Source organism: Persicobacter sp. CCB-QB2, from assembly GCF_001274635.1.
Lineage (GTDB): Bacteria > Bacteroidota > Bacteroidia > Cytophagales > Cyclobacteriaceae > Persicobacter > Persicobacter diffluens.
On record NZ_LBGV01000001.1, the window covers coordinates 554,452 to 579,690 of the forward strand.

A 25,239-nucleotide genomic window follows, 5' to 3' on the forward strand; every position below is an offset into this window, starting at 1 on the left:
GTTAAAATCGGTCAGTTACGCAGCCTTGTGAAGCTGTAGAAACTGATTTTGCATATTTATAAAGTACGCCGCGGGTCTTTTTCAAGGGAGGAGCTATCCAGGCTGCTTTTCTTTCAGCCATTTCCTCCTCGCTGATGTGCAGCGTCAATTCATTATTATCCGCATCGATGGTAATCTTGTCGCCTTCTTTTACCAAAGCTAGTGGTCCGCCAACCTGAGCTTCAGGGGTGATGTGGCCCACTACGAAACCGTGCGTTCCTCCAGAGAATCGTCCGTCCGTGATCAGGGCCACATCGTTACCTAAACCTGCCCCCATAATAGCGGCAGTAGGCTTGAGCATCTCCGGCATTCCGGGACCACCTTGTGGCCCTTCATATCGGATAACTACAACATCACCCTTCTTAACCTTGCCGGTGGCGATGCCTTCGTTAGCGTCGAATTCTCCTTCAAAAACGCGAGCCGTACCGGTGAAGGAAGTTCCTTCTTTGCCGGTGATTTTGGCCACGGATCCCTCAGGAGAGAGATTACCTTTTAATATTTGCAAATGGCCGGTTTCCTTTATTGGATTATCCCAGTCCATGATAATTTTCTGATCGTCCGGTAGTCTTGGCGCATCGGCCAGATTTTCTGCCAAAGTCTTTCCGGTGATGGTCATACAGTCGCCATGCAACAGTCCTTTGTCCAGCAGAAGTCTCAATACTGCCGGCGTTCCACCGATCTCGTGCAGGTCTTCCATCAGGTATTTTCCGGAAGGTTTCAGGTCGGCCAAAAATGGCGTTTCGTCTGAAAGGCGCTGCATGTCTTCAATAGTGAAGGAGATATCCGCCGTATCTGCCAATGCCAGTAAATGAAGTACGGCATTGGTAGAGCCCCCCATAATGAGGGTCAGGCGAAAGGCGTTCTCGAAAGATTTTTTAGTGACAATGTCCAGCGGCTTAATATCGTTTTCGATCAAGTGCTTCATCATTTCTCCTGCTCTGAAAGCTTCTTCTTTTTTGAGCTTACTTTGCGCAGGAATAGAAGCATTGAAAGGAAGCGCCATCCCTAAAGCTTCAATGGCGGAGGACATGGTATTGGCGGTATACATTCCGCCACAAGCCCCGGCACCATTACAAGCTTTCTGAACTATTGCTTTATATTCTTCGTCGGAAATGGTTCCGGCTACTTTTTTTCCCCAGGCTTCAAAAGCAGAAACGATGTCCAGCTTTTGTCCATTGTGGTTCCCGGAAGCAATGGTTCCTCCATACATCAGGATGGAAGGGCGATTCAGTCGAATCAAACCCATCAAAGCACCGGGCATATTTTTATCACAACCTACTACAGTTACACAACCGTCATAGGCTTGTGCATTAACTACGGTTTCTACGGAATCAGCGATCACATCACGGGAAGGTAATGAATAACGCATTCCCGGCGTTCCCATGGAGATACCGTCTGATACGCCAATGGTATTAAAAATCAATCCCACCAGGCCGGAAGAAAGCACCCCTTTCTTAACGTCTACGGCAAGATCATTCAGGTGCATATTACAAGGGTTGCCCTCATAACCTGTACTGGCAATGCCAATAAAAGGCTTTTGAAGATCTTCCTCCGTCAACCCCAAAGCGTAGTGTTGGGCCTGAGCAGCAGGCTGGGCGTCATCGGTAGTAACTAAATGGCTATATTTTTTATATTGATTCATAATGATATGCTAGTAAATAGGAAGGGTAAATTTTTAATCTCTTTGGCAAGGCATTATCCGACATGCTTGTCGATAAATGAAAGGGTAGAATGAACCTATGCCAAAGAGCGAATGACGACGACAGCTAAAATATTAATGACGCGAATGCGTAGGCGGGAAATGAGGTTACCACCAATCAAAATCAGTCGACGCAATCGGTCGCTTGCCAGGGTTGGCAAGGAATTTTGTTGGTAATATGACTCTTTCGCGTATTCCATAATCTTGTAAAGGAAAAAATATCGTCTTGGTTTACTCTTCAAAAGTAAAAAGTGGAAAAAGTTTATGAGCTCCAATTTTCTTACATTTTACAACGGCTAAAAGGGGTGGTTTTAGGGTAAGCGACTGGTTTTGAGTTTATTTTGCTTTTGTGAAATATGATTGGTTAGCCTTTTATTCTGGTGAAATATTGCCTTAATTTTCATCATGACGCCTCTTTTTTATGATTTTTGACATACTTTCTGTCGTGATCGGTTTGGGATAGGGTTGTGGAGGGCCCGCCTGGCAGTGGGAGATTTTCCGAAGGCTAAGGCCGAATCTATAGGGCAAGAATGATGGGGAAAGCGGGTGGATCCGGCCTTTGGTGCTGGCAAATAAAAATATTTATTATTGTGGGCAGAATAGGCCTGCCTTCGTAACTTCGCCAAAATATACATCAATCATCATTTATGGGGGTCGTTATTAAGCAGGGGGTGCGTGCCTCATTGATTACCTATTTTGGGGTAATATTTGGCGCACTGAATTTTTTATACATCATGCCAAAAATTCTGGAGCCGGATCAAATCGGGATGATTCGTCTGTTGCAGGATCTGGCCATTTTGTTGGCCTCCTTTGTGCAGTTTTCCCTCCGACGGTTTTGGATCGGTTTATTCCGGTTTTTAGGAAAGAAGGAGTGTCCTCTATTCGGTTTGCGCTGATTTATCCGCTTCCTTTTGCGGGAATTTTTCTGTTGATTTTTGCAATGAATCCTGATTTTTGGTCCGCTTTATTGATTCCCGATAATCCGGAAATGCAACCTTACTTTCTTTTAGTTCCGCTATTGATGGTCATCCTGATCGGCCAGCTGATGATGGAGTCTTTTTATAGAGCGAATCTGAAGATTGCCTTCCCCAATTTTATTAAAGAGGTATTTATTAGAATGACTCAAACTTTACTGGTGGTGGGCCTGGCCTTAAAGCTATTTGGTTTTGAAACCATTATGCTGGGCATAGTGGTCTCCTATGGGCTTGGAGCAATTTTATTGTTTGCCTACGCCCATTTCAAGGGTTGGCTGGACTGGCGGGGTAGTGTGTTTCCACAAAAAGAAAAACAAAAGGAAATAGCCCATTATGCCTGGTTTGTATTACTTTCTTCCGCAGGTGCGCTGGTCGCTTCCAAAGTGGATACTTTAATGATCAGTAGTATGGTCGGGCTGGATGCTTTGGGGATTTATGTCATTGCTTTTTTTATTGGCAGTGTGATTGAAATTCCAAGAAGAGCCATTTCCCAAATTGCCATTCCGCTGATTTCTAAAGCCTTTAAAGAAGGGGAGATAGAAGCTATAAGAAAGCTTTACCGACAGACTGCCGGGGTATTGATTGTGGTAGGTTCCTGGTTGTTTTTGGGGATTTGGTGTAATCTGGACTTTGTGTATGATGTAATGCCCAATGCAGAAATTTATCGGACTGGGGCTATGGTGATGTTTTGGATCGGAATGTCTAAGGTGGTAGACATGGTATTTGGCTTGAATAGTGAAATTATCCTACAGTCTGATCAGTATCGAAAGCTGACCTATTTCACCGCAAGTTTAGCCGTTTTATTAGTGTTGACGAACCTATGGTTGATCCCTATATATGGCATTAGTGGGGCTGCCTTCGCGACTTTTCTCTCGATGATGATCTTTAATTTATTGAAGCTGATCTTAATCTTGCACGTGTGGGGAATTCAGCCTTTTGGCATGGGGCACTTGTATTTTATTCCTTTCATCGTCCTGCCTTACATCATTATTCAAAGCCTGCCGGAGTTTAATATGTGGGGGGAGTTTCTGGTACGCGGTATTATAATTACGCTTTCCGTGTATTTTGGAGCCGTTATTTCAGGTGTTTCGGAGGATCTTCAGCAATTAAATAAGCGTATCCTCACTTCTTTTTCTAATTGATTACTAAGCTTTTATTGATTTTGGCGCTTTTCTTGCGCCTGTAAGATTGAAGAAATTTTCAATTATTCTGCCTTTTGTATAACAATTTCTGTTCATATTTATTAGTTTGTGAACTGATTGCTATGGTATTGTTGAGCAAATCATAGTGCTACTTTGTTAAGACGAAGGTCAAATAAACAGATTGTATGAAAAACTTTATTAAGAACTTTTTAAAAGGATTCCAGCCGGAATACTCAGTGGTCGTAAAAATGTATCACGTCATTCCAGGCCAGCCCGTTAAAGTAATGGGCAATAAAGAAAAGTTCGGTAAGGGGGAGAAGGACGCTGCATCCGCCTACTTCAAACAGGTGTTACAAACCACTGGTGAGAACAAGTTTATGCCTGTAGAGGTACAACTGGTTAAAGGAAAGAAAGTAATTCGAGCGAAGTCTTTCGGTCCTGTACAGGAGATTAAAACGATGAAATTAGCGGCCTAGGCCGAGCCAAAACTCATAAAAAAACCTTCCGGAGTAATTCGGAAGGTTTTTTTTCTGTCCTTTTGTTTTTTCGACTAGCCCGAATGATGCATACTATTCTCCTCCCTCATCTGCTTCGTTGGAAAAAGCTTAAAATAGGGAACTACTTCTTCATTATTCCCGTCTGGCAACTCAACGAGGATTTAAGTATGAATCATCTGGCTTAGAAAATGAAACCAACGCCAAATTCAATTTGATCCGGCTCCGGAGCTCCCGCAAAGTTTTTACGGAACTGATAATTGGCTTTGAATACCACCGATTTTTTCGGCTGTGCATTAAAACCAATAGAGATTACCTGCAGGTCGTTCATGGCCAGGCCTTCATGAATGCCTTCCAAATCTTTATGAATACGTTGATGGGTATTCAGGCGCTCATAGCGGGCGAATAAGGGTAATTTCCAGTCTCCGCTTGCACCAAAGTGAGGCAGGATGTCGTAAGCGGCCTGCAGGTAATAACCGTAAGTTTCCGCTCCTAATATTTGGCCATCAATGTGGTATAATTGCTCGGTGCCCGTTAACCACCCTTTGGTGTACAGACCGAATAGTTCCAAATTTCCAATATTATAGATACCGTGTGCCGAGAACATTCCCATTTGAGAATTCAAATGCTGGCCAGCGTAAGGGTTTTCGTAGTTCTTCGCAAAGGTATACCCTTTAGAGGCATCGCCATAGTAACCGGAAAGTCCGATCAGGAAGTCATCCTCATCCCCATATTGCAATTTACCATTCAGCGCCCAGGAAGAAGGAACTTCAAACATATTATGGTTTCGTCCATTTCTGGCCCAGGTGCCGGAGGTGAAATTTGGTCCATTGAAACCATTGGTAAGTCCAAGGGCGTATTCCAGATCAGGAAGGGCGAAACCATAAAATAGTACCCCCATTTCCATCCAGGCAGTAGGGATGATCAGTCGCTCCACTTCTGGTCGGTTCACGGTTTTAAAGCCAATAGGCTCGTCATTTTGGTTGACCCAACCAATCCCCATCGGATAGTTACCCACACGGATATTGAATTGATTACTCAACAGGAAGTCTATCACTAATTCATAGGCGAAATCTAACTGACCCTCTCTGAATTGGTCGGTGATGTATTCGGTTTGCAATTCACCAACCATAATGATTTTATCAGTGAATTTATAGCCCAGCCAGATGCCTGTTCTGAAAAGGTTGGAATAATAAAGCTCCATGTCGCCGGAGCTTTTGTCTTTTTGTCCCTGAAAATTCACATAGTTGATTTCTCCGAAGCCACTTACCGTAAATTTACGCTCTGAAGTAAAGATTTTGGAAGAAGCATTCGCAAAACCCGGTTGTTTCTCATAAGTAAGTTCTTCAAGGAATTTTTTTTCTTCAACGTGTTGATCCTGTCCGAAAACAGGGATATAGGCCATCAATAGGCTTAATAAGCCCAGTAGAAATTGTTTTTTCATGTCTGATTTTTGCCGGGAAACTCTGTCTCCCTTTGAATATTTAGAAATTGAGGTGGAGGTGATGCATTCAAAAATTTCCTGTTTCCAGCCAATAGCATGCCTTGCCCTAATGGGTTTGGGTTCAAAGAAGTAGGAACCATAAGTGAAAAACCATTATGGCCCTGTAGGAAAATGAAATTTGAAGATGAAAGCTATTTCCTCCAGCTAAAGGCATAGCGATAGGTGTTGTCTAAGCCTAGCCCTAAACCTTAAAGGAAAAATCAGACCTGTTGAGGGGGAGGGGAAAGTTTCCCCGGATCCGGATCACTATACAAGGTCGCTAGAAAATCCGTTGGTTGACTTAATATGGGTTCTCCTATTTTAGGGCTTAAGTCAAATGGTTCCGTTACTTTTAGGTTTTTGACTACCTTGCCGTAAACCGTAGCAAATGGATTATCCGGAAATTGCTGGGACGTTTCTTCACCGAAAACCCAGCAGGCAAAAAGTTCCACAAAACTCTCTCGCTCATAAAGGGCATAGTAGTCTGAGTTTTTAATTTCCGGGCATAGCATGGCATCGTCTGCATCAATACTGAAGTTCAGTAATATGATGGCAGTCGTTAGGCCAAAGAGGCGAATGCTGCGATATGTACGGAAAAAACTTAACATTTTTGCGGCTGCGAAAGTGCAAAATAATTAGGGAAATTCTAGGCCATCCAGAGCAAAAAGTTGTCCGATTTAGTAAGCCTCATGCAATTTAACTGCATTCTAATCGAGGGCTAATATTAATCAGCATTTTGCTTTTTTACTTTTTACTCCAACTTTTCCTCTCGCCTTTATTTTTTGCAGATAATCCGGGATGAAAGGAACTTTACAAGCGGTTTCGCCCATATCTACTTTTACCTTTCCTATTTTTTTACCCATCTCCATTGCGGATTCAAAGAGGCTTTTGCAATAAGTGCCCGCCGCAATGATGAACCCATTTTGGGTATAAGCAACCCGATTTTGGAAAAGGTGCACTTCTCTGGCGGCTCTTTCCATCAATGATTGGATCAGTTCTAGGTCTAGTGCTTCATCGGGCAACAGTGCAACATGGTGGCTAAGAATAACCCATCCCGCTGCCTGTACATTTTCCTCAGCCTGCTCTATCCATTCCAAGGCTAGTTTTAATCCAAAGGGACTTTCAGCAGCCAAAGGAGCAACCGCATATTCCGATAAATAATACCAATAAGCTTCTTTTGCCATTTGGTTTAATTCCGCTTCGCTTACTGAATTGGCGTCGGCAATCATAGCTGCCAGGTACATGGCATCTGAATTTCCACTAGTCCATAATTGCATGGCCAGGGCATGGTTGACTATAATTTTTTTCTGTATTTTTTTGAGATCTGCTACCTGCACACCAAAAAAGGGTTCTCTTGCGCCATGCTTTTTCAAAATATTTTTGGTGCTTTCATTTCCATGGCTTTTCAGACTCGCCATTACTTCATCAAGGGTCATTTTTGTTGGTTTTAAGTGATTGTTGGTTAAATTTCGGTCTTGTCTTGCGGAATTCCATATGATATTTTCAATTTTCCCTATCTTTGTAAAATGAGCATATTCTTTCTCCAAAAAAATGACCTTACCTTTCCGCCGGGAGAACTGGCTCATGATTCCGGAGTATTGGCCATTGGTGGTGATTTATCTGTAGATCGTCTTATTCAGGCTTATGGGCAGGGAATCTTCCCCTGGTTTGACCCGCATATGGAACCTATGTGGTGGTGTCCGGATCCGCGTTGCGTCATTTATCCGGATCGAGTGCGGGTAACTAAAAGTATGCGACAGTTACTTCGGGCAAAAAAATTCCGTGTTACTTATGATCAGGCCTTTGAACAGGTGATAGAAGGCTGTGAAACCGTTTTTCGACCAGATCAGGATGGTACCTGGATCAATGAGGAATATAAAACATCATTTTCCGAATTGCATCGAATGGGTTTTACGCATTCGGTGGAGGTTTGGGAAGAAGAGGAATTAGTAGGCGGTTTATACGGTATGGCGATGGGCAATGTGTTTTTCGGGGAATCCATGTTTGCCCGGCGCAGTAATGCTTCCAAATTTGGTTTTATTCATCTTTGTCACAATTTGGCAGAACGCGGTTTTGAGTTTATTGACTGCCAATATCATAATGACCACTTATTTTCTTTGGGGGCAGAAATGGTTCCGCGTGATTATTTCCTTGAGGTGGTTCGTGATAATGCCATCGATCATCTTGAGAAGGGGCAGGATTGGAATGAAATTCATCATGGAGCATTTGACTGGAATGTCCAGTAAACTACTCAGTAATCTCCAGATTCCTTTTCCTATACTTAGCTCCACATTTTCTTTTTTCCAAATTTAATTCCCTGCCTACAGGCAGGGAGCATATATGAAAAACACCTTTGATGCGCAGGAGCGCCTTATTTTGATTATTCTGGCCGCGGTAAGTTTTACCAATGTATTGGATTTTATGGTGATGATGCCCCTCGGTCATGAGCTTTCTGCCATCTTTGAACTCAGTACCACTCAATGGAGTACGGTGGTTTCGGCTTATACCTTTGCTGCGGCATTGTCTGGATTTGCTTCTATCTTTTATATTGATAAAGTTGGTCGAAAGCAGTTTTTAGTTTTTTTGTACATCGGATTTCTTATTGGTACCTCCCTATGCGCATTGGCGAATTCCTACCATCAGTTGGTGGCCGCTCGTGCCTTTACCGGAATTTTTGGTGGGGTTATCAATGCCCTGCTTTTCGCTATTGTTGGGGATATTGTCGCCCCGGAAAACCGAGGAAAGGGGATCGGTTGGCTGATGATGGGCTTTTCCTCTGCTTCTGCTTTGGGGGTGCCCTTTGGTTTGTATTTTGGGGTGAAGTATTCCTGGAGAGTGCCTTTTGTTGCCATAGTTGGTGTGGGCTTGATATTGCTGGTTTTGGTCATTAACTACATTCCCCGATTGAGGGACCATATCGGTAAACAGTCTGCCATCCCAGTCCACCGACAAATTTTGATGGCTGGCCAAAATAAAAATCAGCGCAACGCACTTATCGGAGCGTTTTTAATGTTTTCCGGACACTTTTTTTTGATTCCATTTTTAGCACCTTATATGGTGGTAAATGTAGGATTAGCGGAAACAGATCTGACCTGGGTCTATTTTTGCGGAGGAGTAATTACTGTGTTTAGTTCACCTTTTATAGGGAAAATGGCTGATCGTCATGGGAAATTTCCAGTATTTATGGTCTTAACTTTGGTGACTGTGATCCCAATGCTGGCCATTAGTAATTTGTCTGTAGTACCTCTTTATGTGGTTTTGGCCATTACCACCCTTTTCTTTGTTGTCGGTGGTAGAAGTATACCCGCCAATGCTTTGGTTCTTGGTACGGCCAAACCAGAGCAGCGGGGGAGTTTCATGGGGATTCGGGCCGCCGTACAACAATTGGCCAGTGCTTCCGCTTCTTTTGCAGTAGGCTATGTGGTTACCCAAAATGTGGACGGGAGTTATGCGCATTATCCTGTGGCAGGTTTAATTGCCGTTGTGATTACCCTGAGCTCTATTTATTTTCTGAAAGAGGTGAAAAGTGAGTATTGATATGGTGCGCTTGGCTTATCACCTTGGCCTTTAGAAAAGGTCAATTCATTTCGACCAAAGTTCCTTGTACTATACTGGTGTTTAGGTAATGATTAAATTTGTTAAGGGTGAAACGAGTTATGCCCGAAACTGGTGTTTGGGGGTTGAAAAATAGCGGCAAAATTGGTTGATTTAAATGCGAATAAAAAACTAACCAAAAATTTGCCACCATGAGCGAAATTAATCAAATCCCACCTATTACAGAAGCAACTCACGATCTATTAACTGAAACTATTCGAGCGGGAGCCAAAGAAATCATACGCCTTGCGGTTGAGGCGGAGTTGGAGGAATATTTAAAGCAATTCCGCGACCTTAAAACTGATGATGGAAAAGCCGCAGTAGTCCGAAACGGTCATTTGCCGGAACGAGAAGTTCAGACAGGTATTGGCCCGGTAACGGTCAGAGTTCCAAAGATTCGTTCCAAAACAGGAGCCCCGGTTTCATTCCAATCGGTTCTGGTTCCGCCATATGTTCGAAAATCGAAATCACTGGAGGCTGCGATACCCTGGCTTTACCTCAAGGGTATTTCAACGGGAGAAATGAATGATGCCTTAGAGGCCCTCTTAGGCCCCGGAGCCAGCGGTTTGTCTTCTAGCACTATTTCCCGTTTAAAAACAGAGTGGGGCAAGGAATACGATGTCTGGCGAAAAGCCTCTTTAGAAGATAGAGAGTGGGCTTACATTTGGGTTGATGGCATCTACAGTGGCCTGAGGAAAGAAGATGATAAACTTTGTGCGTTGGTCGTTATTGGAGTTGACGGTCAGGGAAGGAAGCATTTTTTAGCCATAGAAGATGGGGTCAGGGAGTCTAAACAAAGCTGGAAAGAGGTATTACTCGAATTGAAGCACCGCGGTATGAATGCTCCTAAACTAGCGGTTGGCGATGGTGCTCTGGGCTTTTGGGCAGCACTGGAGGAAGAATTCCCTAAAACAAAGGCGCAACGCTGCTGGATGCATAAAACCGGCAATGTTTTGAATTGCTTACCCAAATCGGCTCAACAAAAGGCTAAGGACAAAATCCATCAAATATGGATGGCCGAAACCAAAGACGAAGCAGATAAAGCATTCAACTTATTCATAGACACTTATGAAGCAAAGTATCCAAAAGCTACAATTTGTTTACAAAAAGACCGTGATGAATTGCTGAATTTTTACGACTTTCCCGCCGAACATTGGCAAAGCATCCGAACCACGAACCCGATAGAGTCCGCTTTTGGGACGATCAGACATCGTACGAAGCGATCAAAGGGTTGCCTGGATCGGGACGGAATGCTCCATATGATATTCAAACTCGGCATGTGTGCGGAGAAAAACTGGAATCGAATACGGGGCTATAAAACCATTGAAAAAGTAATCAGAGAAGTTAAATTTAAAGACGGCGAAGAGATCAAACAAGCCGCTTAACTTCGACCTCCTGAACACCACTTTTGGGCATAGCTCGTGAAATGAATGAAGGAGATCAAATCGTAGGTGAAAAAAGGCGTGAATTGAAACGGTAAAATAAGATTATCAGCCTTTTGATTTCAACCACTTTTTCACTTCTCTTTCTTTAACATTTAGAATGTCAGCGATGGTTTTATAATCAAATCCTTTAGCGTACATATTTTGTGCAGTGAGAATTTGATTTTCTAAACGCCCTTCCTCTCGTCCTTCCAATTTTCCTTCTTTATGTCCTTCCTCTCGTCCCTCTTCACGTGCTTCATTTTTAGCATGTTGAATGGTGTTTTTGTAGTCTCCCATCTTCTCAAGGTTCATTTGATAATTTCTCGCTTCCTTCGGAGGCAATTTAGCAATTTTTAAGGGGTTTGGTGTTAAGATGATTTTATCGCATCGGGAGGAAAATGTTAATAGAGAAGGAGATCAAATTGCAGGTAAAAAAAGGCGTGAATTGAATCAATCAAAATAAGATTTTTAGCCTTTTGATTTCAACCACTTTTTCACTTCTCTTTCTTTAACATTTAGAATGTCAGCGATGGTTTTATAATCAAACCCTTTTGAGTACATGTTTTGTGCAGTGAGAATTTGATTTTCTACACGTCCTTCCTCACGTCCTTCTTCACGTGCTTCATTTTTAGCATGTTGAATGGTGTTTTTGTAGTCTCCCATCTTCTCAAGATTCATTTGATAATTTCTCGCTTCCTTCGGAGGCAATTTAGCAATTTTTGCGCGTTCAAAGAAACGTTGAAAGACCCTGTCCCTGAGAGCAGGTGGTCTTTTGTCCAGTTTTGCCAGATTTTTTAGCAGGAAAAGCCATTTATCTTGCCTGCTTTGAAGTTCATCAAGAGATTTGTTGAATTTTGGAACTTCTAAATAAATGAAATTGATTTTGTCAGTGATTGGCCTGCCGCTAATTGAATGCCTGATTTGGGCATAGTGTATGAGTTGCCTTTTTGAGAAGGCTTTTTCCTTTAGTTGGAATTGAAGGATGTTTATGGAATAAACCGTTTGTAATTCATAGTTCCAATCTGGACCTTTTTTTCCTTGTTCCTGCAAGAGAAAAGATAAATAGTAAATACTTCGATCAACGAGGAAGGTTTGCTTCGCGCGTTGTAATTCAATAATGAATTTTTTATTGTCCTGATTGGTACAAAGCAGGTCAAAAATGGCTATTCGGTCTTCCTCGGTTCTTGGGAGGTGTTCATTTTTACCATATTCCAGGCTATGAATTTGATCATGGGTGGGGAGAAATTGATTCAAGAAGTCAATTAGTGCTTCTTTGCTTTCTTCTTCTCCAAAGAGTTTTTTAAAGCCAAAATCCGTGAAAGGGTCAATGAATACATCTTTAGGCATGATGGGTTTTTTTATTTCCCCAACCAGAGGAGGCTTGCGAAGTTTTGCGTTTATGCTGATTCTCTGAGCGATTAGAAGTATGTTTTTCTGGTAAATTCAGTGAATTAAAAAGATCAGGAGCATTACCGATTATAGTAATGGTCCCGATCGTATTTATGGTCTTATTACTTTGCCTTATGGGGTTAAAAGAAAAATATTGTTGCCATGCCGAAATAAATCAATAGTCCTGTGATATCGACAATAGTAGTAATCGCCGGCGAAGCCACAACCGCGGGGTCGCCACCAAATTTTTTCACCGTGAGGGGGAGTCCGGTTCCAATAATGGCAGAAGTAATGACTTGAGTGCCTAATGCCAGGGCAATTACACTTGCGATCTCCAGCAGGCTGAAACCCTCGGGTATGTTGGCGGCGCTGGAGAGAAATAAAACTTTGGCCATGGTTAATATAGCCAATAAAAGCGCCAGCATGGCTGATATTTTAATTTCTTTCCAAATTACCTTAACCCATTGTTTTAAGTTGATTTGCCCCAAAGCCATTGCCCGAATAACCACCGTAGCAGACTGAGAACCCGAATTTCCACCGGTGTCGGCCATCATTGGCATGTAGAGGGCGAGAATAATCATTTTCTCCAAGGCATCCTCAAAGCGGTGAATGATCATACCCGAGATGATGCCCAAAGCAGCCAGGCCAACAATCCATACCACTCGTTTTTTGAAGTGTTGCAAGGTGGAGGTGTCAAAGTAATTTTCCGGATCTTCCTCCGGCATAATTCCCATGAATTTCTCCATGTCTTCCGTCTGCTCCTGACGAATCACCTCAATGGCTTCATCGTGGGTTACAATTCCGACTAACTGACCGAATTGATTCACCACCGGTAGGGCTACCAGGTCGTACATTTCAATTTTTTGGGCCACTAGCTCTCGGTCGTCACTTACTTCTGAAGCTACATAATTATGGTGCACCACCTCCTTAACCAAGGTTTCAGGAGTAGCCATGATTAAATCTTTCATGGTGAGAAACCCCTGCAAGCGCATATCCTGATCCACTGCGTAAATATAGTAAATCATCTTTTTGGAAGGCGCATCCCGACGTACTTTGTCAATGGCTTCGGCGCATGTCAGCTTTTCCATTACCGTGGCAAAGTCCGTGCTCATAATCCCTCCTGCAGTTTCCGCAGGGTATTTGGAAAGTTCCAGTACCTCCATTCTGACCTCTTTGTGTAAGAATGGGAGTAAATTGATTTGTTCTTCTGGCTCCAGTCGGCGATAGAATTCCATGCGCTCATTGGATTCCATAGCTTCAAAGATTTCCCCAAAGGTCATTTTTTCCGTTTGATGGAAAATCAATAGCTGTTCATCCTCCGGGAAATCTGCCAGAATATAGGCCCTTTGTTTAATAGAAAAGGCGTGGTAATAGGTGGGGATTAATTCATGAGGAAGGTCTTTAAGAATAGAAGCTACCTCTATGGTGGGCATTTCTTTCAGCTGCCCAATAATGTGATCCACATTTTGATGCTCAAGCAACTGGTTTAGCCATTGTTTTTTTTCGAATTTTGTCATTGCTATTCATTTTGCAGCGGCGGCTGCCGTATTAACCATTACAATCTAGAGGTAATGGCCCTTCATGGAATAGCAGGACGGTGGTGGAAGCGGGCTCCCTGGTGATTCTTTCTTATTATTACAAACGCCGTCACCAAAGCGTCTTTGGTAAAACTAGCGTTGCGGGGGTTTGCACACGCACGAAAAGGCACGTAGCAAATCCCTCTGCTCAAAGCGGGCATTGCTAATGTCATGTCCTAATGTCTGTGAATGGGGCTCAGGCTCCATAATCTTTGTTTTGTTATGCCAATAAACCCGTCAGTGATAAAAAAGACCGACAGATCCTTATTTTTTACAAAGTTTCATAAATTTTCCCGAATATTAAAACCTCCTTTCCCTTAATTTTCTTTTATCGACCGAATTGTGCACTCCATTATTAACCAAATCCAACCAAATGGATTGTTGCAAATTTATTATGGGTGTTTTCCTAATTTTTTATAGTCCAATTTGGGGTAAGCATGCTTGTTCCTCATTCTTCTGCTCCCTTGGAAAATACTCGGAATATGGAAATCCCTTTATTTATCCCGCCTCACAGCTAAAGGAGATTTTTGGCAAACATGAGCCGGGTTAAGTATCTTCTATTTTGTGAAAATCTTTGAAAAAAAAATATGTCCGGAAAAATCTGCTGTTCAGTTACTTGCTTGAGGTTGCTACATAATCCTGTCAAAAATCCTCGAGCAAGCCTTTGGAAAACCGTTTTAGTCCTTATATTTGCAATCCCAAATGACTGGCCCCGTAGTACAATGGATAGTACGTGGGTTTCCGGAGCCTAAGATCTTAGTTCGATTCTAAGCGGGGTCACAATTGGATTATCAAAAACCTTCATCTTACCGATGAAGGTTTTTTTGTGCCAAGATTTTTCTTGGTTTTCTTCAATGAACTACGGGATGCTTTGCAGCACTGAGTAAGGGGATTATTGAATTTAAAGAAGAAATGGAGTCGGGCATTAAGGCTAGGGCCGCTCAAAGAAAGGGCGATTTCTTTAGTTTATATCCTTTTTTAAATCATTGCTCATCTGTCGTTTGGTTGAGAAAATATGAAAAAGCCTTCAGGGTATTCTAAGGATACCAAAGTTGGCTGGGTGTTAATTTCATTTTTTATTATTTCCTTCCGGACTGCCTTTAGATTTTATCATTAATTTAATGCTGCTTTGTTGGATTCTGATAGTTCAATTTCTCAGCTGAATTGATTATAGCCTTGATTTTTATCTTTTTCGAGGAGTCCCTTTGATTTTGGAAGTTCATCCCCTGATTATCAAAACTTGCATTTCGATTTTAGGTCAATAAATGGGAATTCAAATTTTGAAGCATTTCGGGCTCTTCGTCGTAAGCATTGATAAAAACAAATTGCTATGCCCGATTCATTAACCGTTTGCCTGCAAGAGATTGAAAATGCCATTCCCCTGGGAGATCTATTGATGGAGGAGGTGTCTGCTGTATCCACTTTCTGGCATCTGTCTCATAGTATGTTGGTGATCATGGGCATTGTAAGGGTGCTGGAACACTCGAAGGCGGATCATTACCGATTAACTTTAAACCTGAAATGGTGGTTTATCCGGCTTCGCGGGAGTATTCCAAGTGGTAGAGGGCAGTCACCGAAAATGGTCAGGCCTGAGGGAGAGATCGGTGTTTCCCGATTGGAAGGAGCTATGCCCAAAAGTGGTGTTCAGGCGGTCGAAGCTAAGCGGCCTGTTTGATCTCTTCGCCGTCTTTAAATTTAACTTCTCTGATTACTTTTTCAATGGTTTTATAGCCCCGTATTCGATTCCAGTTTTTCTCCGCACACATGCCAAGTTTGAATATCATGTGGAGCATTCCGTCCCGATCCAGACAACCCTTTGATCGTTTCGTACGATGTCTGATCGTCCCAAAAGAGGACTCTATCGGATTGGTGGTTCGGATGCTTTGCCAATGTTCAGCGGGAAAGTCGTAAAAATTCAGCAATTCATCACGGTCTTTTTGTAAACAAATTGCAGCTTTCGGGTACTTTGCTTCATAAGTGTCTATGAATAAGTCAAATGCTATATCTGCTTCTTCTTTGGTTTCGGCCATCCATATTTGATGGATCTTGTCCTTAGCCTTTTGTTGAGCCGATTTGGGCAAGCAATTCAAAACATTGCCGGTTTTATGCATCCAGCAGCGTTGCGCCTTTGTTTTAGGGAATTCTTCTTCCAGTGCTGCCCAAAAGCCCAGCGCCCCGTCACCAACCGCTAGTTTAGGCGCATTCATACCGCGGTGTTTCAGTTCGAGTAATACCTCTTTCCAGCTTTGTTTTGACTCTCTGACCCCATCCTCAATCGCTAAAAAATGCTTCCTGCCTTGACCGTCAACTCCAATAACGACCAGTGCACAAAGTTTATCATCCTCCTTCCTCAGACCACTGTAGATGCCATCAACCCAAATATAAGCCCACTCTCTATCTTCTAAAGAGGCTTTTCTCCAGACATCGTATTCCTTGCCCCATTCTGTTTTTAAACGGGAAATAGTGCTAGAAGACAAACCGCTGGCTCCGGGGCCTAAGAGCGCCTCTAAGGCATCATTCATTTCTCCCGTTGAAATACCCTTGAGATAAAGCCAGGGTATCGCAGCCTCCAGTGATTTCGATTTTCGAACATATGGCGGAACCAGAACCGATTGGAATGAAACCGGGGCTCCTGTTTTGGAACGAATCTTTGGAACTCTGACCGTTACGGGTCCAATACCTGTCTGAACTTCTCGTTCCGGCAAATGACCGTTTCGGACTACTGCGGCTTTTCCATCATCAGTTTTAAGGTCGCGGAATTGCTTTAAATATTCCTCCAACTCCGCCTCAACCGCAAGGCGTATGATTTCTTTGGCTCCCGCCCGAATAGTTTCAGTTAATAGATCGTGAGTTGCTTCTGTAATAGGTGGGATTTGATTAATTTCGCTCATGGTGGCAAATTTTTGGTTAGTTTTTTATTCGCATTTAAATCAACCAATTTTGCCGCTATTTTTCAACCCCCAAACACCAGTTTCGGGCATAACTCGATTGGAAGAGCAGCTCGTTCAATGTCAAAAAGCATTGTTGTTATTGGATAGTTTACCTGCCAGGGCTCATTTCAGGCATCCATATTTTGGTGTATTGAATAAGGAGGAAAGTATTCGTTTCATGACGATTCATAGCCGTCATCATTTAAGTATTGTGCAGGATATTCAGCAGCCAAAAGGGCGTGTGACAAAATAAAAGAGCCGCAATTGCTTACGACCCTTTGGTGATTTTATTCAAGATATGGTTTAAAACCATCCAGCTGCCTGCAAATTCAAATTATGGGAAGTGATTTTGGATAATTACTCAATAATAGCCCTACTTTTCTCACAGAATATTCGGGCATCGCCTCTTCAAAAATCAAATTTTCGCTATGGATTTGGACTTTTTCCAGGCTTTGCCTAAACGTTTTCTGTTTTGCTGACCGCTGCCTGAATGGTTTCTATGCCTGATTGGAAAAACTTAAAAACTTCTTTGGGTTGGTGGCTTTCCTGATTCAGAAAAACATCCACCGGGCAAATAATGCCCTGCATACCTTCTTTCACCCATTGACCATACAGGGGAGAACGATTCGGGATTTCTAGTTCTTTGCCCTCTCCGAAGTAGTTGATATAGCCGTATGGGTGAGGGGAAAGGCTATCCGGAATGGCGAGGCCGAAACCAATACTTTCGGTAATATTCCCCTGCTCATCCTGATTTAAAATAATATAATTCCCTAAATCGAAATGGTGTGGCCAAACCCTGGTTTTGCCATGTTGGGTATGGCCCTCCAATATAGATTCCATTGCATCATTAAACTGATCGATTAATAATCCCCACTGTGCCAGCCATCGGTGATCCGGGGAAATAAAAGCCTCTTCCTGGGCTTTAGGGTAAGGGATTTCATAAGGAAGTGCTGTTTCCAGTGGTGTTTTCCTGATTTTCCAATAGGCCAGGCGATCATTCATCCATTGTAAGATTTCTGTCGGTGTCCAGCCTTCGGTAGGTTGTAAAACCTCTTTTTTGTCACAACTGATGCCTAGTAGTCCCTCATTGATTTGCAAAAACATTCGGGCACGTGGGTCTGTATTGGAGCCTTGTGTGTAAAGGCGTCCGCGGTCTTCATCCCAAAGAAAGTTGGTGTGACTGGTGTCTTCTTTAGCATTTACCAACTGGTTCGCGAAGATGGCCATAAACTGAGAGCACTGGTGCAGGTAAGTAATGGCGGCGTTAAAGTTTTCGGTATTGGTTTTTATTTCCATTGTTATTGATTAGGGTTGATACCTCCATAAGCAATGCCGGTAAGGTGGTGCATCTCCCGGTCGAAGGTGGTTAAATCATGGTGGTTAAAAGCATTAATATCAGCATACCCACAGGCCCGGCTGATCACCTTGAGCAGCGATTGAGTACCCGTGAGATAATTGTATAACTGTTGAGCGGACTTTTCGATTTGCAATCGGGCTCTTAAATGATCTTTTTGTGTGGCAATACCCACCGGGCAATTATTGGTATTGCAGGCGCGCATGCCCAGACAGCCAATGGCTTGTAAGGCTGCATTGGAAATGGCCACTGCATCAGCACCCAGCATCAGGGCCTTAGCAAAGTCTTCTGCCAGGCGTAAGCCTCCGGTAACGATCAGGCTAACGGACTTTGCACCTCTTAAATCCAAATGCTTTCTTGCCCTGGCCAGCGCTGGGATAGTCGGTACATTAATATTATCTCGTAAAATAAGCGGTGCTGCTCCGGTTCCCCCGCCACGACCATCCAAAATGATATAATCCACCCCTATGGCGAGTGCAAAATCAATATCTGCTTCTAAATGGGCCGCTGACATCTTTACTCCTACCGGAATGCCTCCGGTCTTGTACCGTACTTCGGTGGCAAAGGCTTTAAAGTCTTCCACCGTGACCAAATCCGGAAAAGTGGCAGGCGATACGGCATCTTCCCCTTCCTTTAGTCCGCGAACTTCTGCAATTTCCGACGTCACTTTATTGCCGGGTAAATGGCCACCGGTGCCAGTTTTGGCACCTTGCCCGGCTTTAAAATGGAAGGCCTGACATTTCTTTACTTTTTCCCAGCTGAAGCCAAATTTGGCCGAAGCCAGTTCATAGAAATAATGTCCGTTATTTTCCTGCTCCTCGGGAAGCATTCCACCCTCGCCGGAACAAATTCCGGTGCCGGCCATTTCGGCTCCTCTGGCCAGTGCTATTTTCGCTTCCTTGCTCAGGGCGCCAAAGCTCATGTCTGAAATGAAAACCGGCATGGACAGCTTTAAAGGTAAGTCTGCTCCGGGGCCAATGCTGACGGTCGTATTCACCACCGCGTCATCAAATAATGGGCGTTTGTGTAATTGGGCAGGTAAAAATTGTAAACTAGACCATTTGGGCAAATTATCCCGCTCCACTCCCATAGCGGCAGCTTCTCCGTGTTGGTGGTGCAGCCCGCCTCTTGCCAGGGACTGAATTTGTCGGGTAAAAGGTTCTGGAGCTTCCGGATTCGTATCTGCATATTGTCCTAAATATACATCCCGGTCAAAGGGCTGGGGGTGTTCCTTCAAGTAGGCTTCAATTTCTGCCGAAGACACTTTCAGCCAGCCCTCTTCTATTTTGTGATGAAACTTGTGAAGGGCTTCAGAATTGTTGTATTCTGATACTCCCGTATCAATCCGGTAGTCCCAGTAATGCAGTCCGCAAATCAAATTATGCCCGTCCAAATGCCCGTCCGCGAGTAGTGCGCCGCGATGAAGGCACCGGCCATAGAGGACGGAAATCATTTCCTGATCTTTAATGATCACCAGGTCTAGCCCTAAATGTTGGGCTCCAACGGGTTGGCGTTCGGGAAGGTCTTTAATTTCAAGGAGTTGGTGGTCGCAAGGATAGCTTTGTAGTCTCATAATTTTATTTACGGAATAATACTATTAACAACCGTAAATTGAATTTTTCTTTCGCTAGCCCACTTTTTTTTTGATTCTCCCCTGTGTCAGTGGTTGACTTGGATGGTTTTTCTGTGTTCCTCCGGAAAATATGGATATAAAAAAAGCCCGAACAACAGCTCGGGCTTCAATTTTTTTGGGAAGTGGCTAATTACTCAGCGATCACTTCGAAAGCAACTTCGTGCTTCACGTCTTTGTGAAGATCGATAGATGCAGTGTACTCACCAACGAATTTCACTTCACCGTTGATAGAGATTTGCTTACGATCTACATCGTAACCTTTTTCTTTCAACAATGCAGAGATTTGCGTAGTAGTCACAGAACCGAAGATCTTACCGTTGTCACCCGCTTTAGTAGCGATAGTCAACTTAGTATCACCGATGTTCGCTGCAAGAGCTTCTGCATCAGCTTTAACCTTCTCTGCTTTGTGAGCAGCTTGCTTAATGTTTTCTGCAATCATCTTCTTGTTAGAAGCGTTTGCGATGATCGCGAATCCTTGAGGAATCAAGTAGTTACGACCGTATCCAGGCTTAACGTCAACGATGTCATTTTTGTAGCCTAGACCTTTGATATTTTCTTTAAGGATAATTTCCATTTCAAATACAGGTTTTTAAAAACTACAAATCTTATTTCAATGAATCAGTTACGTATGGTAACAACGCCAAGTGACGTGCACGCTTAACCGCCTGAGAAACTTTTTTCTGGAATTTTACTGAAGTACCAGTGATACGACGAGGCAAAATTTTACCTTGATCGTTCACAAACTTCAATAGGAAGTTGGCATCTTTGTAGTCGATGTACTTGATACCATTTTTCTTGAATCGGCAATATTTTTTGCGATTCTCGTTACGATTTACTGGTTCGTTAATCAATGTCATGACTTAGCCTTCTTTAGTTTCAGTAGTTTCTTTCTTTTTGTTGAACTCGCCTTTACGACGCTTCTCGTTGTATTCAACGGCAGCTGGCTCTAAAGCAGTAGTCAAGAAACGCAAAACGCGATCATCACGACGGAACTCAGTTTCCAAAGCATCAACGATAGTTGCAGAAGCTTTGAATTCTACTAGTGAATAGAAACCAGTCTTTTTCGCTTGGATAGGGTAAGCTAATTTGCGAAGACCCCACTCCTCGCGGTTGATGATTTCTGCATCATTGGACTTCAAAATGTCCTCAAATTTGGTAACGGCTTCCTTCATCTGCTCATCAGACAAAACGGGAGTTAAAATGAAAACCGTTTCGTAATTTTTAAGTTGCATTGTGCTAAAACTTTAAATTAAGATTATCGAAAGACTTTTCTTTCGGCCTGCAAATATAGGGCATATACTTTAGAAACAAAAGCGAGACTTCTAAATTTCAAAAGATTATGCCCCCGGATTGCCAGCGGGGGTAAAAAGAAAAAATCCTGCCAGTTTTTTAACCAGCAGGACTTTTGGGAGGATTTTCCCTTTATTAATAAATACGGATGCTTATCGCACCGAAAATGGTATTTCGCCCATTTTGTAGTCATCAGTGAATACTTCCAGTATGTATTTTCCCTTATCATATTCACTGCCTTTGTCGTAAACGAAAGTCAGGCTCTGCTTGGAGTTATCGAAAAGGATGTTTTGCTTTTCGGTGTAAAAGGTCTCGCGGCCATTGTACATAAAAGTACCCCCTCCTTTGGAAACATCGAAAAGAACGTTGTCATTCTCGTCGATCAGGCGGATCATGATATCACGGCCACCCACAGGAGCCACTTTATTTTCCGCAATTTGGAAGCTTACCTTCAGCTTGTCCAAATGGCGCTGGCGGAATTCGCGGCCTTCTCGCTCTTTGCCAGTTTCACTTACGGCAAATACTTCCAGGTCTTTTGTTTTTAAACGGGAAGCGAATGCGACTTTATCATTCAGTTTCTCTCTTTCTGCATTCAGGTTTTTAATATTGCGGTTCAGCTCGTTTTTCTCTTCTTTCAGCTCCACATTTTCTGTCACCAGCTGGTCATTAATTTGCTTGAGCTTGGCAATTTCCTTTTCCTTGCGCAGCAGCAACTCACGATAGCCTTCTGCTTTATTTTGGAATTCCATCAATTGGCGGGTGGTCACGGAATTTTTGTTTTCCAAAGTGGATTTTTCTTCTTCTAATTGGGCACGGATGGCTTGCAAATCCTCCACGTTTCCTCCCAGCTCCTGAATCTCGGCAATTTTATTGTTCAGGTCAGCCTGAAGCACCTCAACATTTTTCTGAGATTGCGCCAGTTCTTCCTGTGAAACAGTGTTCACTTTGTGAAGGTAAAAAATGTATCCCAGGCTGGCGACTAATAGCACCGCCAGGACAATAACTACGGGCAATAGATTGGCCCCTCCCTTTTTTTCTTCGGACATAATGGTATTCTCTAAATCTTTAGCCACAAAAATATAAAGGCCGCATTAAAATTCAATAGGATACATGAATTGGCCGCAAAATATTTACCACCATCGAAACTCCATCCGATAGCTTTTGGGGTTTTGGCGGGGGGAAAAGCTGAGGATACCGAATCGGTAATAATCAAAAACACAATGGACTTTGGGGTGCGCCTTAATTTCCTCCCAGGCCCGGGTCATGGCTTTGGAATAATACAGGTCGTCAAAAATCAGTAAGCTGTCCTCGTGCAGGAAGGGAAGTAGTAGTTCAAAATACCGCATGGTGGCGGCATAGGTATGATTGGCATCTATAAAGGCGATATCAATTTTGGTTTGCTTTTCTGTCAGCCAGCGCGGCAGGCTTTCATCTATATTGCCAGGAATGAGTTGAATGTTGCGAATTTTAAGTTTTCCCCAATTTTTTTGAGCGATTTCCCCAATCTCAGGAATGCCTTCAAAAGTATAAAGCTGACGGTCGGCATTTTGTGCTAAATAGGCTGCATTTATACCCAGGCTGGTGCCTAGTTCCAATACGGTTTTAGCTTTTCGCCAATCCAGCAGTTTTCGGAAGAAAACCGACATGCGGAAAGAAGACAGGCTGCTCTGCGCAATCTTTTGAATGCTGGTGGTTCTCTGACCTGATTTGGCACCTAAATCATGAAAGGTAATGGGGGTAGGGTCCTGTAATAATTGTTTTCGAATCTGTTCAATGGCAGGTTGGGCAGGCAATGGCTTTCCTTGCGTCTGTTCAAAAAGCTGAAAGGCGAAGCTCCCTTGCAGGGAGTGGCGATCTACTGCTAATAAAAAATGCTGGATGAAATGTAATGCGGAATGTAGTGACATAAAAAAAGCCTAATTGCGGTGCAAATTAGGCAAAAAGGTCGCCTCCTACAAATCTCATTTACTTGTTAAATTGGTAGCTACAAATGTCCATTCCCACTCATTCCTGTAGCAGACCATTCTCTTTTATTCCCGAACCATGGTGTCATTCGTGGTAAAAGCTCGAGTCCTACAAATCTGATTATTTGGCGAATTCGTGGCTAAAATGGTAATTTCAACTCATTCCGGTAAAATACAATTTCCTTTCATCCGAGCACCTTCGCGTCATTCGTGGCAAAAATCTCGGCCCTACAAATACTAACAATAGGGCGTAGCAAATTGCCTGTTTGAAGTTAGATTCAAGTCAGTGAATAATAAAAAGAACCGGTGGAATATTTAATATAATGTATTGAATGACCGATTTAGCTTTTTAAGAAAAATCCTGGGCCTCACTTAATACCATGGAAACACACTTCCCAAACTATATTCGAGATAATCCTGGAAATTCGTGCTTTCAAACTTTTTACTCCAATTTTATCTAATTCATCCTGAAAGGCACCATCATATTGAATTCCGGTATGGCAACGTCAAAACGCTTGCCATCCAGTTGCCTTTCCATATTGTATTTCCCGAGCATTTTTCCAATGCCGGTTTTAAGGTTGCATCCGGAGACGTATTTATGGACTGCTCCAGGCTCCAGTACAGGTTGCTGACCTACCACACCATCACCATCCACTTCTCTTTTTTGTCCGTTACTGTCGTGAATTTCCCAATGACGGCTCATCAACTGGATGGTGTATTCACTTTGATTTTCTATGGAGATACGATAGGTAAAGACATAGTGATGCTGGATAGGACTGGAGTAGTCGGGCTGATATTCCGTTTCAACGGTAACTTTTATTCCGTGGGTGATTTCTGTAACCATAGTTCCTATTCCGTTTACTGATTCCGTGGCTGATGCACTTTTCTATAACGGCGAAGATTGTTCATGGTTTAATCTTCATACCTTACACTTGGCATTATTAGCCCATTTTCAATAAATCCGTTGTATTTAAGGATAAAATGAGTCCAAAGTGAAAAGAAGAGATGCGTTTCAGCTAAAATGGTTTTCCTTCATTTACAATAATTTATTAAAAAGAAACAGGAAATGGTAATGTCATTATTGTTTTTTTGGAAATAAAAAAGCCGATTCCAGTACGAAATCGGCTTTATGTTATATTTTCCTGAAATTAGTCGATCATTCTAAGGATTCGGTCAAAACGCCACTTTTCCATACCTGAAGCGGTAGGATCCATGGACCAGAAAGTGAAGTATGCTTTACCCACGATGTGGTCCATTGGGACAAATCCCCAGAAGCGAGAATCTTCAGAATTGTGACGGTTATCTCCCATCATGAAATAGTAATTCTGCTTGAAGGTATATTCGCTGATTTTCTGCCCATCCATGAAAAGTTCATCTCCTTTGATTTCTACATTTTCATTGTGCTCGTAATTTTTGATCACGGCACCATAGCGTTTGATATTATCCGCATCTAATTGGACGGTCATATCTTTGGCCGGAATGGTCAGTGGTCCCCACCAGTCCGCATTCCATGGAAAGCGAGTGGCATCTGGGTAAATGCGAGATTCCGCGTCGTCTTTGTTTTTCTTCAGGATGACTACATCCTCAATGAAAGGAAGGGCACGCATTTTTTCAGCAGTGATATTGGTCAAATCGGCCAAAAATCCGCCTCTCACGCGAATGACGTCCGCTACATTCACATTGTGCTCTCGCCAAACTCTTTCCTGTACGGTTTCATTGGTTTTGATGTAATACTTGAATTGCATCTCCGCAGGGTTTTCAATCGGCTGTCCGTTGATATAAACCTGCGTGTCCTTAATTTCGATGCTTTCCCCGGGTAAACCAATGCATCGCTTGATGTAGTTGGTCTTGAGGTCTACCGGATACTGAAACTCCGTAGGGAAATTAAACACCACGACATCATTTCTTTTTACTTCAGAGAAACCCGGCAGTCGATATTGCGGAAGTTGAATCTTATCCGAATAAGATGGAATGTCCGTTCCCCAAATCTTTTGGTGGGTTAAAGGCACCTGTAAGGGCGTTGCGGCAGTTCGCGCGCCATAGTGCATTTTACTTACAAATAAAAAGTCGCCTACCAACAAGGAATGCTCCATGGATGGGGTAGGGATGGTGAAGGCTTCCATGAATAACCATCGGATAAAAGTTGCGGCAATAACCGCAAATACGATGGCATCTGCCCATTCTCTAAAAAATGATTTTTTCTTTTTGGTCTTTTCCACTTTGTCCTTATTCGTCAGGATTTCCATATGGTGT

At 42.9% G+C, this 25,239-nt stretch carries 25 protein-coding genes and 1 tRNA gene; 9 read left to right on the forward strand and 17 right to left on the reverse strand.

Annotated features, from left to right (window positions below):
- Position 1: 1 nt before the first annotated feature.
- Positions 2 to 1,681 (reverse strand): dihydroxy-acid dehydratase, encoded by a 1,680-nt coding sequence (gene ilvD, locus NG22_RS02620; RefSeq protein ID WP_053404279.1) that lies wholly within the window; start codon positions 1,679 to 1,681, stop codon positions 2 to 4.
- 704 nt (positions 1,682 to 2,385) lie between these two features.
- On the opposite strand from ilvD, the gene NG22_RS02625 reads away from it, so the two are divergent.
- The 3 genes from NG22_RS02625 (at position 2,386) to NG22_RS02635 (ending at position 4,330) form a co-directional block, all read left to right on the forward strand.
- On the forward strand, positions 2,386 to 2,634 hold the full coding sequence (locus NG22_RS02625) for a hypothetical protein (RefSeq protein WP_053404280.1): 249 nt from the start codon (positions 2,386 to 2,388) through the stop codon (positions 2,632 to 2,634).
- A gap of 44 nt (positions 2,635 to 2,678) precedes the next feature.
- On the forward strand, positions 2,679 to 3,854 hold the full coding sequence (locus NG22_RS02630; RefSeq protein ID WP_157600830.1) for an oligosaccharide flippase family protein: 1,176 nt from the start codon (positions 2,679 to 2,681) through the stop codon (positions 3,852 to 3,854).
- Between the two features lie 185 nt (positions 3,855 to 4,039).
- Complete coding sequence (locus tag NG22_RS02635; protein ID WP_053404282.1) at positions 4,040 to 4,330, forward strand: hypothetical protein; 291 nt, start codon at positions 4,040 to 4,042, stop codon at positions 4,328 to 4,330.
- A gap of 202 nt (positions 4,331 to 4,532) precedes the next feature.
- Here the strand turns inward: NG22_RS02635 and NG22_RS02640 are convergent, their stop codons facing one another.
- The 3 genes from NG22_RS02640 to NG22_RS02650 all read right to left on the reverse strand — a co-directional run bounded on the left by NG22_RS02640 (position 4,533) and on the right by NG22_RS02650 (position 7,267).
- Entirely contained in the window at positions 4,533 to 5,792 is a 1,260-nt protein-coding gene (locus NG22_RS02640; protein ID WP_053404283.1) for an outer membrane beta-barrel protein, read from the reverse strand.
- A gap of 260 nt (positions 5,793 to 6,052) precedes the next feature.
- Entirely contained in the window at positions 6,053 to 6,439 is a 387-nt protein-coding gene (locus NG22_RS02645; RefSeq protein ID WP_053404284.1) for a hypothetical protein, read from the reverse strand.
- Positions 6,440 to 6,559: 120 nt separating this feature from the next.
- Entirely contained in the window at positions 6,560 to 7,267 is a 708-nt protein-coding gene (locus NG22_RS02650; RefSeq protein WP_053406869.1) for a DNA alkylation repair protein, read from the reverse strand.
- Between the two features lie 90 nt (positions 7,268 to 7,357).
- Here NG22_RS02650 and aat point away from each other — a divergent pair, with 90 nt between their 5' ends.
- From aat to NG22_RS02665, 3 genes are all read left to right on the forward strand, one after another.
- On the forward strand, positions 7,358 to 8,077 hold the full coding sequence (aat, locus tag NG22_RS02655) for a leucyl/phenylalanyl-tRNA--protein transferase (RefSeq protein WP_053404285.1): 720 nt from the start codon (positions 7,358 to 7,360) through the stop codon (positions 8,075 to 8,077).
- A gap of 94 nt (positions 8,078 to 8,171) precedes the next feature.
- Positions 8,172 to 9,368, forward strand: coding sequence for an MFS transporter (locus NG22_RS02660; RefSeq protein ID WP_053404286.1), 1,197 nt, complete (start codon positions 8,172 to 8,174; stop codon positions 9,366 to 9,368).
- Positions 9,369 to 9,577: 209 nt separating this feature from the next.
- Positions 9,578 to 10,810, forward strand: coding sequence for an IS256 family transposase (locus NG22_RS02665; protein WP_053404287.1), 1,233 nt, complete (start codon positions 9,578 to 9,580; stop codon positions 10,808 to 10,810).
- A 105-nt stretch (positions 10,811 to 10,915) separates the two neighbouring features.
- On the opposite strand, the gene NG22_RS02670 is transcribed toward NG22_RS02665, so the two are convergent.
- From NG22_RS02670 to mgtE, 3 genes are all read right to left on the reverse strand, one after another.
- Positions 10,916 to 11,146 carry a hypothetical protein gene (locus NG22_RS02670; protein ID WP_157600831.1) on the reverse strand — a complete coding sequence of 77 codons (231 nt, stop codon included), beginning with the start codon at positions 11,144 to 11,146 and terminating at the stop codon, positions 10,916 to 10,918.
- Between the two features lie 171 nt (positions 11,147 to 11,317).
- Positions 11,318 to 12,196 (reverse strand): Rpn family recombination-promoting nuclease/putative transposase, encoded by an 879-nt coding sequence (locus NG22_RS02675; RefSeq protein ID WP_053404289.1) that lies wholly within the window; start codon positions 12,194 to 12,196, stop codon positions 11,318 to 11,320.
- Positions 12,197 to 12,378: 182 nt separating this feature from the next.
- Complete coding sequence (gene mgtE / locus NG22_RS02680; protein WP_053404290.1) at positions 12,379 to 13,755, reverse strand: magnesium transporter; 1,377 nt, start codon at positions 13,753 to 13,755, stop codon at positions 12,379 to 12,381.
- 768 nt (positions 13,756 to 14,523) lie between these two features.
- On the opposite strand from mgtE, the gene NG22_RS02685 reads away from it, so the two are divergent.
- Together NG22_RS02685 and NG22_RS02690 are read left to right on the forward strand one after the other, a co-directional pair.
- Positions 14,524 to 14,595: transfer RNA gene (locus NG22_RS02685), tRNA-Arg, on the forward strand.
- Between the two features lie 550 nt (positions 14,596 to 15,145).
- Positions 15,146 to 15,490 (forward strand): hypothetical protein, encoded by a 345-nt coding sequence (locus NG22_RS02690; RefSeq protein WP_053404291.1) that lies wholly within the window; start codon positions 15,146 to 15,148, stop codon positions 15,488 to 15,490.
- Here the strand turns inward: NG22_RS02690 and NG22_RS02695 are convergent.
- The gene (locus NG22_RS02695) at positions 15,474 to 16,706 is read right to left on the reverse strand and encodes an IS256 family transposase (protein WP_053404292.1); all 1,233 of its coding nucleotides are present in this window, start codon (positions 16,704 to 16,706) and stop codon (positions 15,474 to 15,476) included. The genes NG22_RS02690 and NG22_RS02695 overlap by 17 nt on opposite strands.
- On the opposite strand from NG22_RS02695, the gene NG22_RS02700 reads away from it, so the two are divergent.
- A complete protein-coding gene (locus tag NG22_RS02700) occupies positions 16,705 to 16,998 on the forward strand; it encodes a hypothetical protein (RefSeq protein ID WP_053404293.1) in 294 nt (97 codons plus the stop codon). The two genes, NG22_RS02695 and NG22_RS02700, sit on opposite strands and share 2 nt — an antisense overlap.
- 203 nt (positions 16,999 to 17,201) lie before the next feature.
- Here NG22_RS02700 and NG22_RS02705 read toward each other — a convergent pair whose 3' ends face one another.
- The 9 genes from NG22_RS02705 to lepB all read right to left on the reverse strand — a co-directional run bounded on the left by NG22_RS02705 (position 17,202) and on the right by lepB (position 25,232).
- Positions 17,202 to 18,041: a hypothetical protein gene (locus NG22_RS02705; protein WP_053404294.1), complete on the reverse strand. Its 840-nt coding sequence runs from the start codon at positions 18,039 to 18,041 to the stop codon at positions 17,202 to 17,204.
- 2 nt (positions 18,042 to 18,043) lie between these two features.
- Positions 18,044 to 19,672, reverse strand: coding sequence for a glutamate synthase-related protein (locus NG22_RS02710; protein ID WP_053404295.1), 1,629 nt, complete (start codon positions 19,670 to 19,672; stop codon positions 18,044 to 18,046).
- Positions 19,673 to 19,862: 190 nt separating this feature from the next.
- Positions 19,863 to 20,306, reverse strand: coding sequence for a 50S ribosomal protein L9 (rplI, locus tag NG22_RS02715; protein ID WP_053404296.1), 444 nt, complete (start codon positions 20,304 to 20,306; stop codon positions 19,863 to 19,865).
- 31 nt (positions 20,307 to 20,337) lie between these two features.
- Positions 20,338 to 20,589 (reverse strand): 30S ribosomal protein S18, encoded by a 252-nt coding sequence (rpsR, locus tag NG22_RS17320; protein WP_071932170.1) that lies wholly within the window; start codon positions 20,587 to 20,589, stop codon positions 20,338 to 20,340.
- 3 nt (positions 20,590 to 20,592) lie between these two features.
- Entirely contained in the window at positions 20,593 to 20,964 is a 372-nt protein-coding gene (gene rpsF, locus NG22_RS02720; protein ID WP_053404297.1) for a 30S ribosomal protein S6, read from the reverse strand.
- A 210-nt stretch (positions 20,965 to 21,174) separates the two neighbouring features.
- Positions 21,175 to 22,095 carry a chromosome segregation protein SMC gene (locus NG22_RS02725; RefSeq protein ID WP_157600832.1) on the reverse strand — a complete coding sequence of 307 codons (921 nt, stop codon included), beginning with the start codon at positions 22,093 to 22,095 and terminating at the stop codon, positions 21,175 to 21,177.
- Positions 22,096 to 22,152: 57 nt separating this feature from the next.
- A complete protein-coding gene (locus tag NG22_RS02730; RefSeq protein WP_053404299.1) occupies positions 22,153 to 22,929 on the reverse strand; it encodes an O-methyltransferase in 777 nt (258 codons plus the stop codon).
- 514 nt (positions 22,930 to 23,443) lie between these two features.
- Positions 23,444 to 23,830 carry a Co2+/Mg2+ efflux protein ApaG gene (apaG, locus tag NG22_RS02735; protein ID WP_053404300.1) on the reverse strand — a complete coding sequence of 129 codons (387 nt, stop codon included), beginning with the start codon at positions 23,828 to 23,830 and terminating at the stop codon, positions 23,444 to 23,446.
- A gap of 304 nt (positions 23,831 to 24,134) precedes the next feature.
- On the reverse strand, positions 24,135 to 25,232 hold the full coding sequence (lepB, locus tag NG22_RS02740) for a signal peptidase I (protein WP_053404301.1): 1,098 nt from the start codon (positions 25,230 to 25,232) through the stop codon (positions 24,135 to 24,137).
- Between the last annotated feature and the right edge of the window lie 7 nt (positions 25,233 to 25,239).

Bases quoted from the DNA above. Each gene is read 5' to 3' on its own strand.
- mgtE (WP_053404290.1), bottom strand. From the start codon at position 13,755: ATGACAAAATTCGAAAAAAAACAATGGCTAAACCAGTTGCTTGAGCAT.
- NG22_RS02670 (WP_157600831.1), bottom strand. From the start codon at position 11,146: ATGGGAGACTACAAAAACACCATTCAACATGCTAAAAATGAAGCACGT.
- NG22_RS02635 (WP_053404282.1), top strand. From the start codon at position 4,040: ATGAAAAACTTTATTAAGAACTTTTTAAAAGGATTCCAGCCGGAATAC.
- NG22_RS02700 (WP_053404293.1), top strand. From the start codon at position 16,705: ATGGTGGCAAATTTTTGGTTAGTTTTTTATTCGCATTTAAATCAACCA.
- NG22_RS02710 (WP_053404295.1), bottom strand. From the start codon at position 19,672: ATGAGACTACAAAGCTATCCTTGCGACCACCAACTCCTTGAAATTAAA.
- rpsF (WP_053404297.1), bottom strand. From the start codon at position 20,964: ATGCAACTTAAAAATTACGAAACGGTTTTCATTTTAACTCCCGTTTTG.
- rpsR (WP_071932170.1), bottom strand. From the start codon at position 20,589: ATGACATTGATTAACGAACCAGTAAATCGTAACGAGAATCGCAAAAAA.
- rplI (WP_053404296.1), bottom strand. From the start codon at position 20,306: ATGGAAATTATCCTTAAAGAAAATATCAAAGGTCTAGGCTACAAAAAT.
- NG22_RS02640 (WP_053404283.1), bottom strand. From the start codon at position 5,792: ATGAAAAAACAATTTCTACTGGGCTTATTAAGCCTATTGATGGCCTAT.
- NG22_RS02625 (WP_053404280.1), top strand. From the start codon at position 2,386: ATGGGGGTCGTTATTAAGCAGGGGGTGCGTGCCTCATTGATTACCTAT.
- NG22_RS02665 (WP_053404287.1), top strand. From the start codon at position 9,578: ATGAGCGAAATTAATCAAATCCCACCTATTACAGAAGCAACTCACGAT.
- NG22_RS02660 (WP_053404286.1), top strand. From the start codon at position 8,172: ATGAAAAACACCTTTGATGCGCAGGAGCGCCTTATTTTGATTATTCTG.
- NG22_RS02690 (WP_053404291.1), top strand. From the start codon at position 15,146: ATGCCCGATTCATTAACCGTTTGCCTGCAAGAGATTGAAAATGCCATT.
- ilvD (WP_053404279.1), bottom strand. From the start codon at position 1,681: ATGAATCAATATAAAAAATATAGCCATTTAGTTACTACCGATGACGCC.
- NG22_RS02630 (WP_157600830.1), top strand. From the start codon at position 2,679: ATGAATCCTGATTTTTGGTCCGCTTTATTGATTCCCGATAATCCGGAA.
- lepB (WP_053404301.1), bottom strand. From the start codon at position 25,232: ATGGAAATCCTGACGAATAAGGACAAAGTGGAAAAGACCAAAAAGAAA.
- NG22_RS02705 (WP_053404294.1), bottom strand. From the start codon at position 18,041: ATGGAAATAAAAACCAATACCGAAAACTTTAACGCCGCCATTACTTAC.
- NG22_RS02675 (WP_053404289.1), bottom strand. From the start codon at position 12,196: ATGCCTAAAGATGTATTCATTGACCCTTTCACGGATTTTGGCTTTAAA.
- NG22_RS02650 (WP_053406869.1), bottom strand. From the start codon at position 7,267: ATGACCCTTGATGAAGTAATGGCGAGTCTGAAAAGCCATGGAAATGAA.
- NG22_RS02730 (WP_053404299.1), bottom strand. From the start codon at position 22,929: ATGTCACTACATTCCGCATTACATTTCATCCAGCATTTTTTATTAGCA.
- NG22_RS02695 (WP_053404292.1), bottom strand. From the start codon at position 16,706: ATGAGCGAAATTAATCAAATCCCACCTATTACAGAAGCAACTCACGAT.
- NG22_RS02645 (WP_053404284.1), bottom strand. From the start codon at position 6,439: ATGTTAAGTTTTTTCCGTACATATCGCAGCATTCGCCTCTTTGGCCTA.
- aat (WP_053404285.1), top strand. From the start codon at position 7,358: ATGAGCATATTCTTTCTCCAAAAAAATGACCTTACCTTTCCGCCGGGA.
- apaG (WP_053404300.1), bottom strand. From the start codon at position 23,830: ATGGTTACAGAAATCACCCACGGAATAAAAGTTACCGTTGAAACGGAA.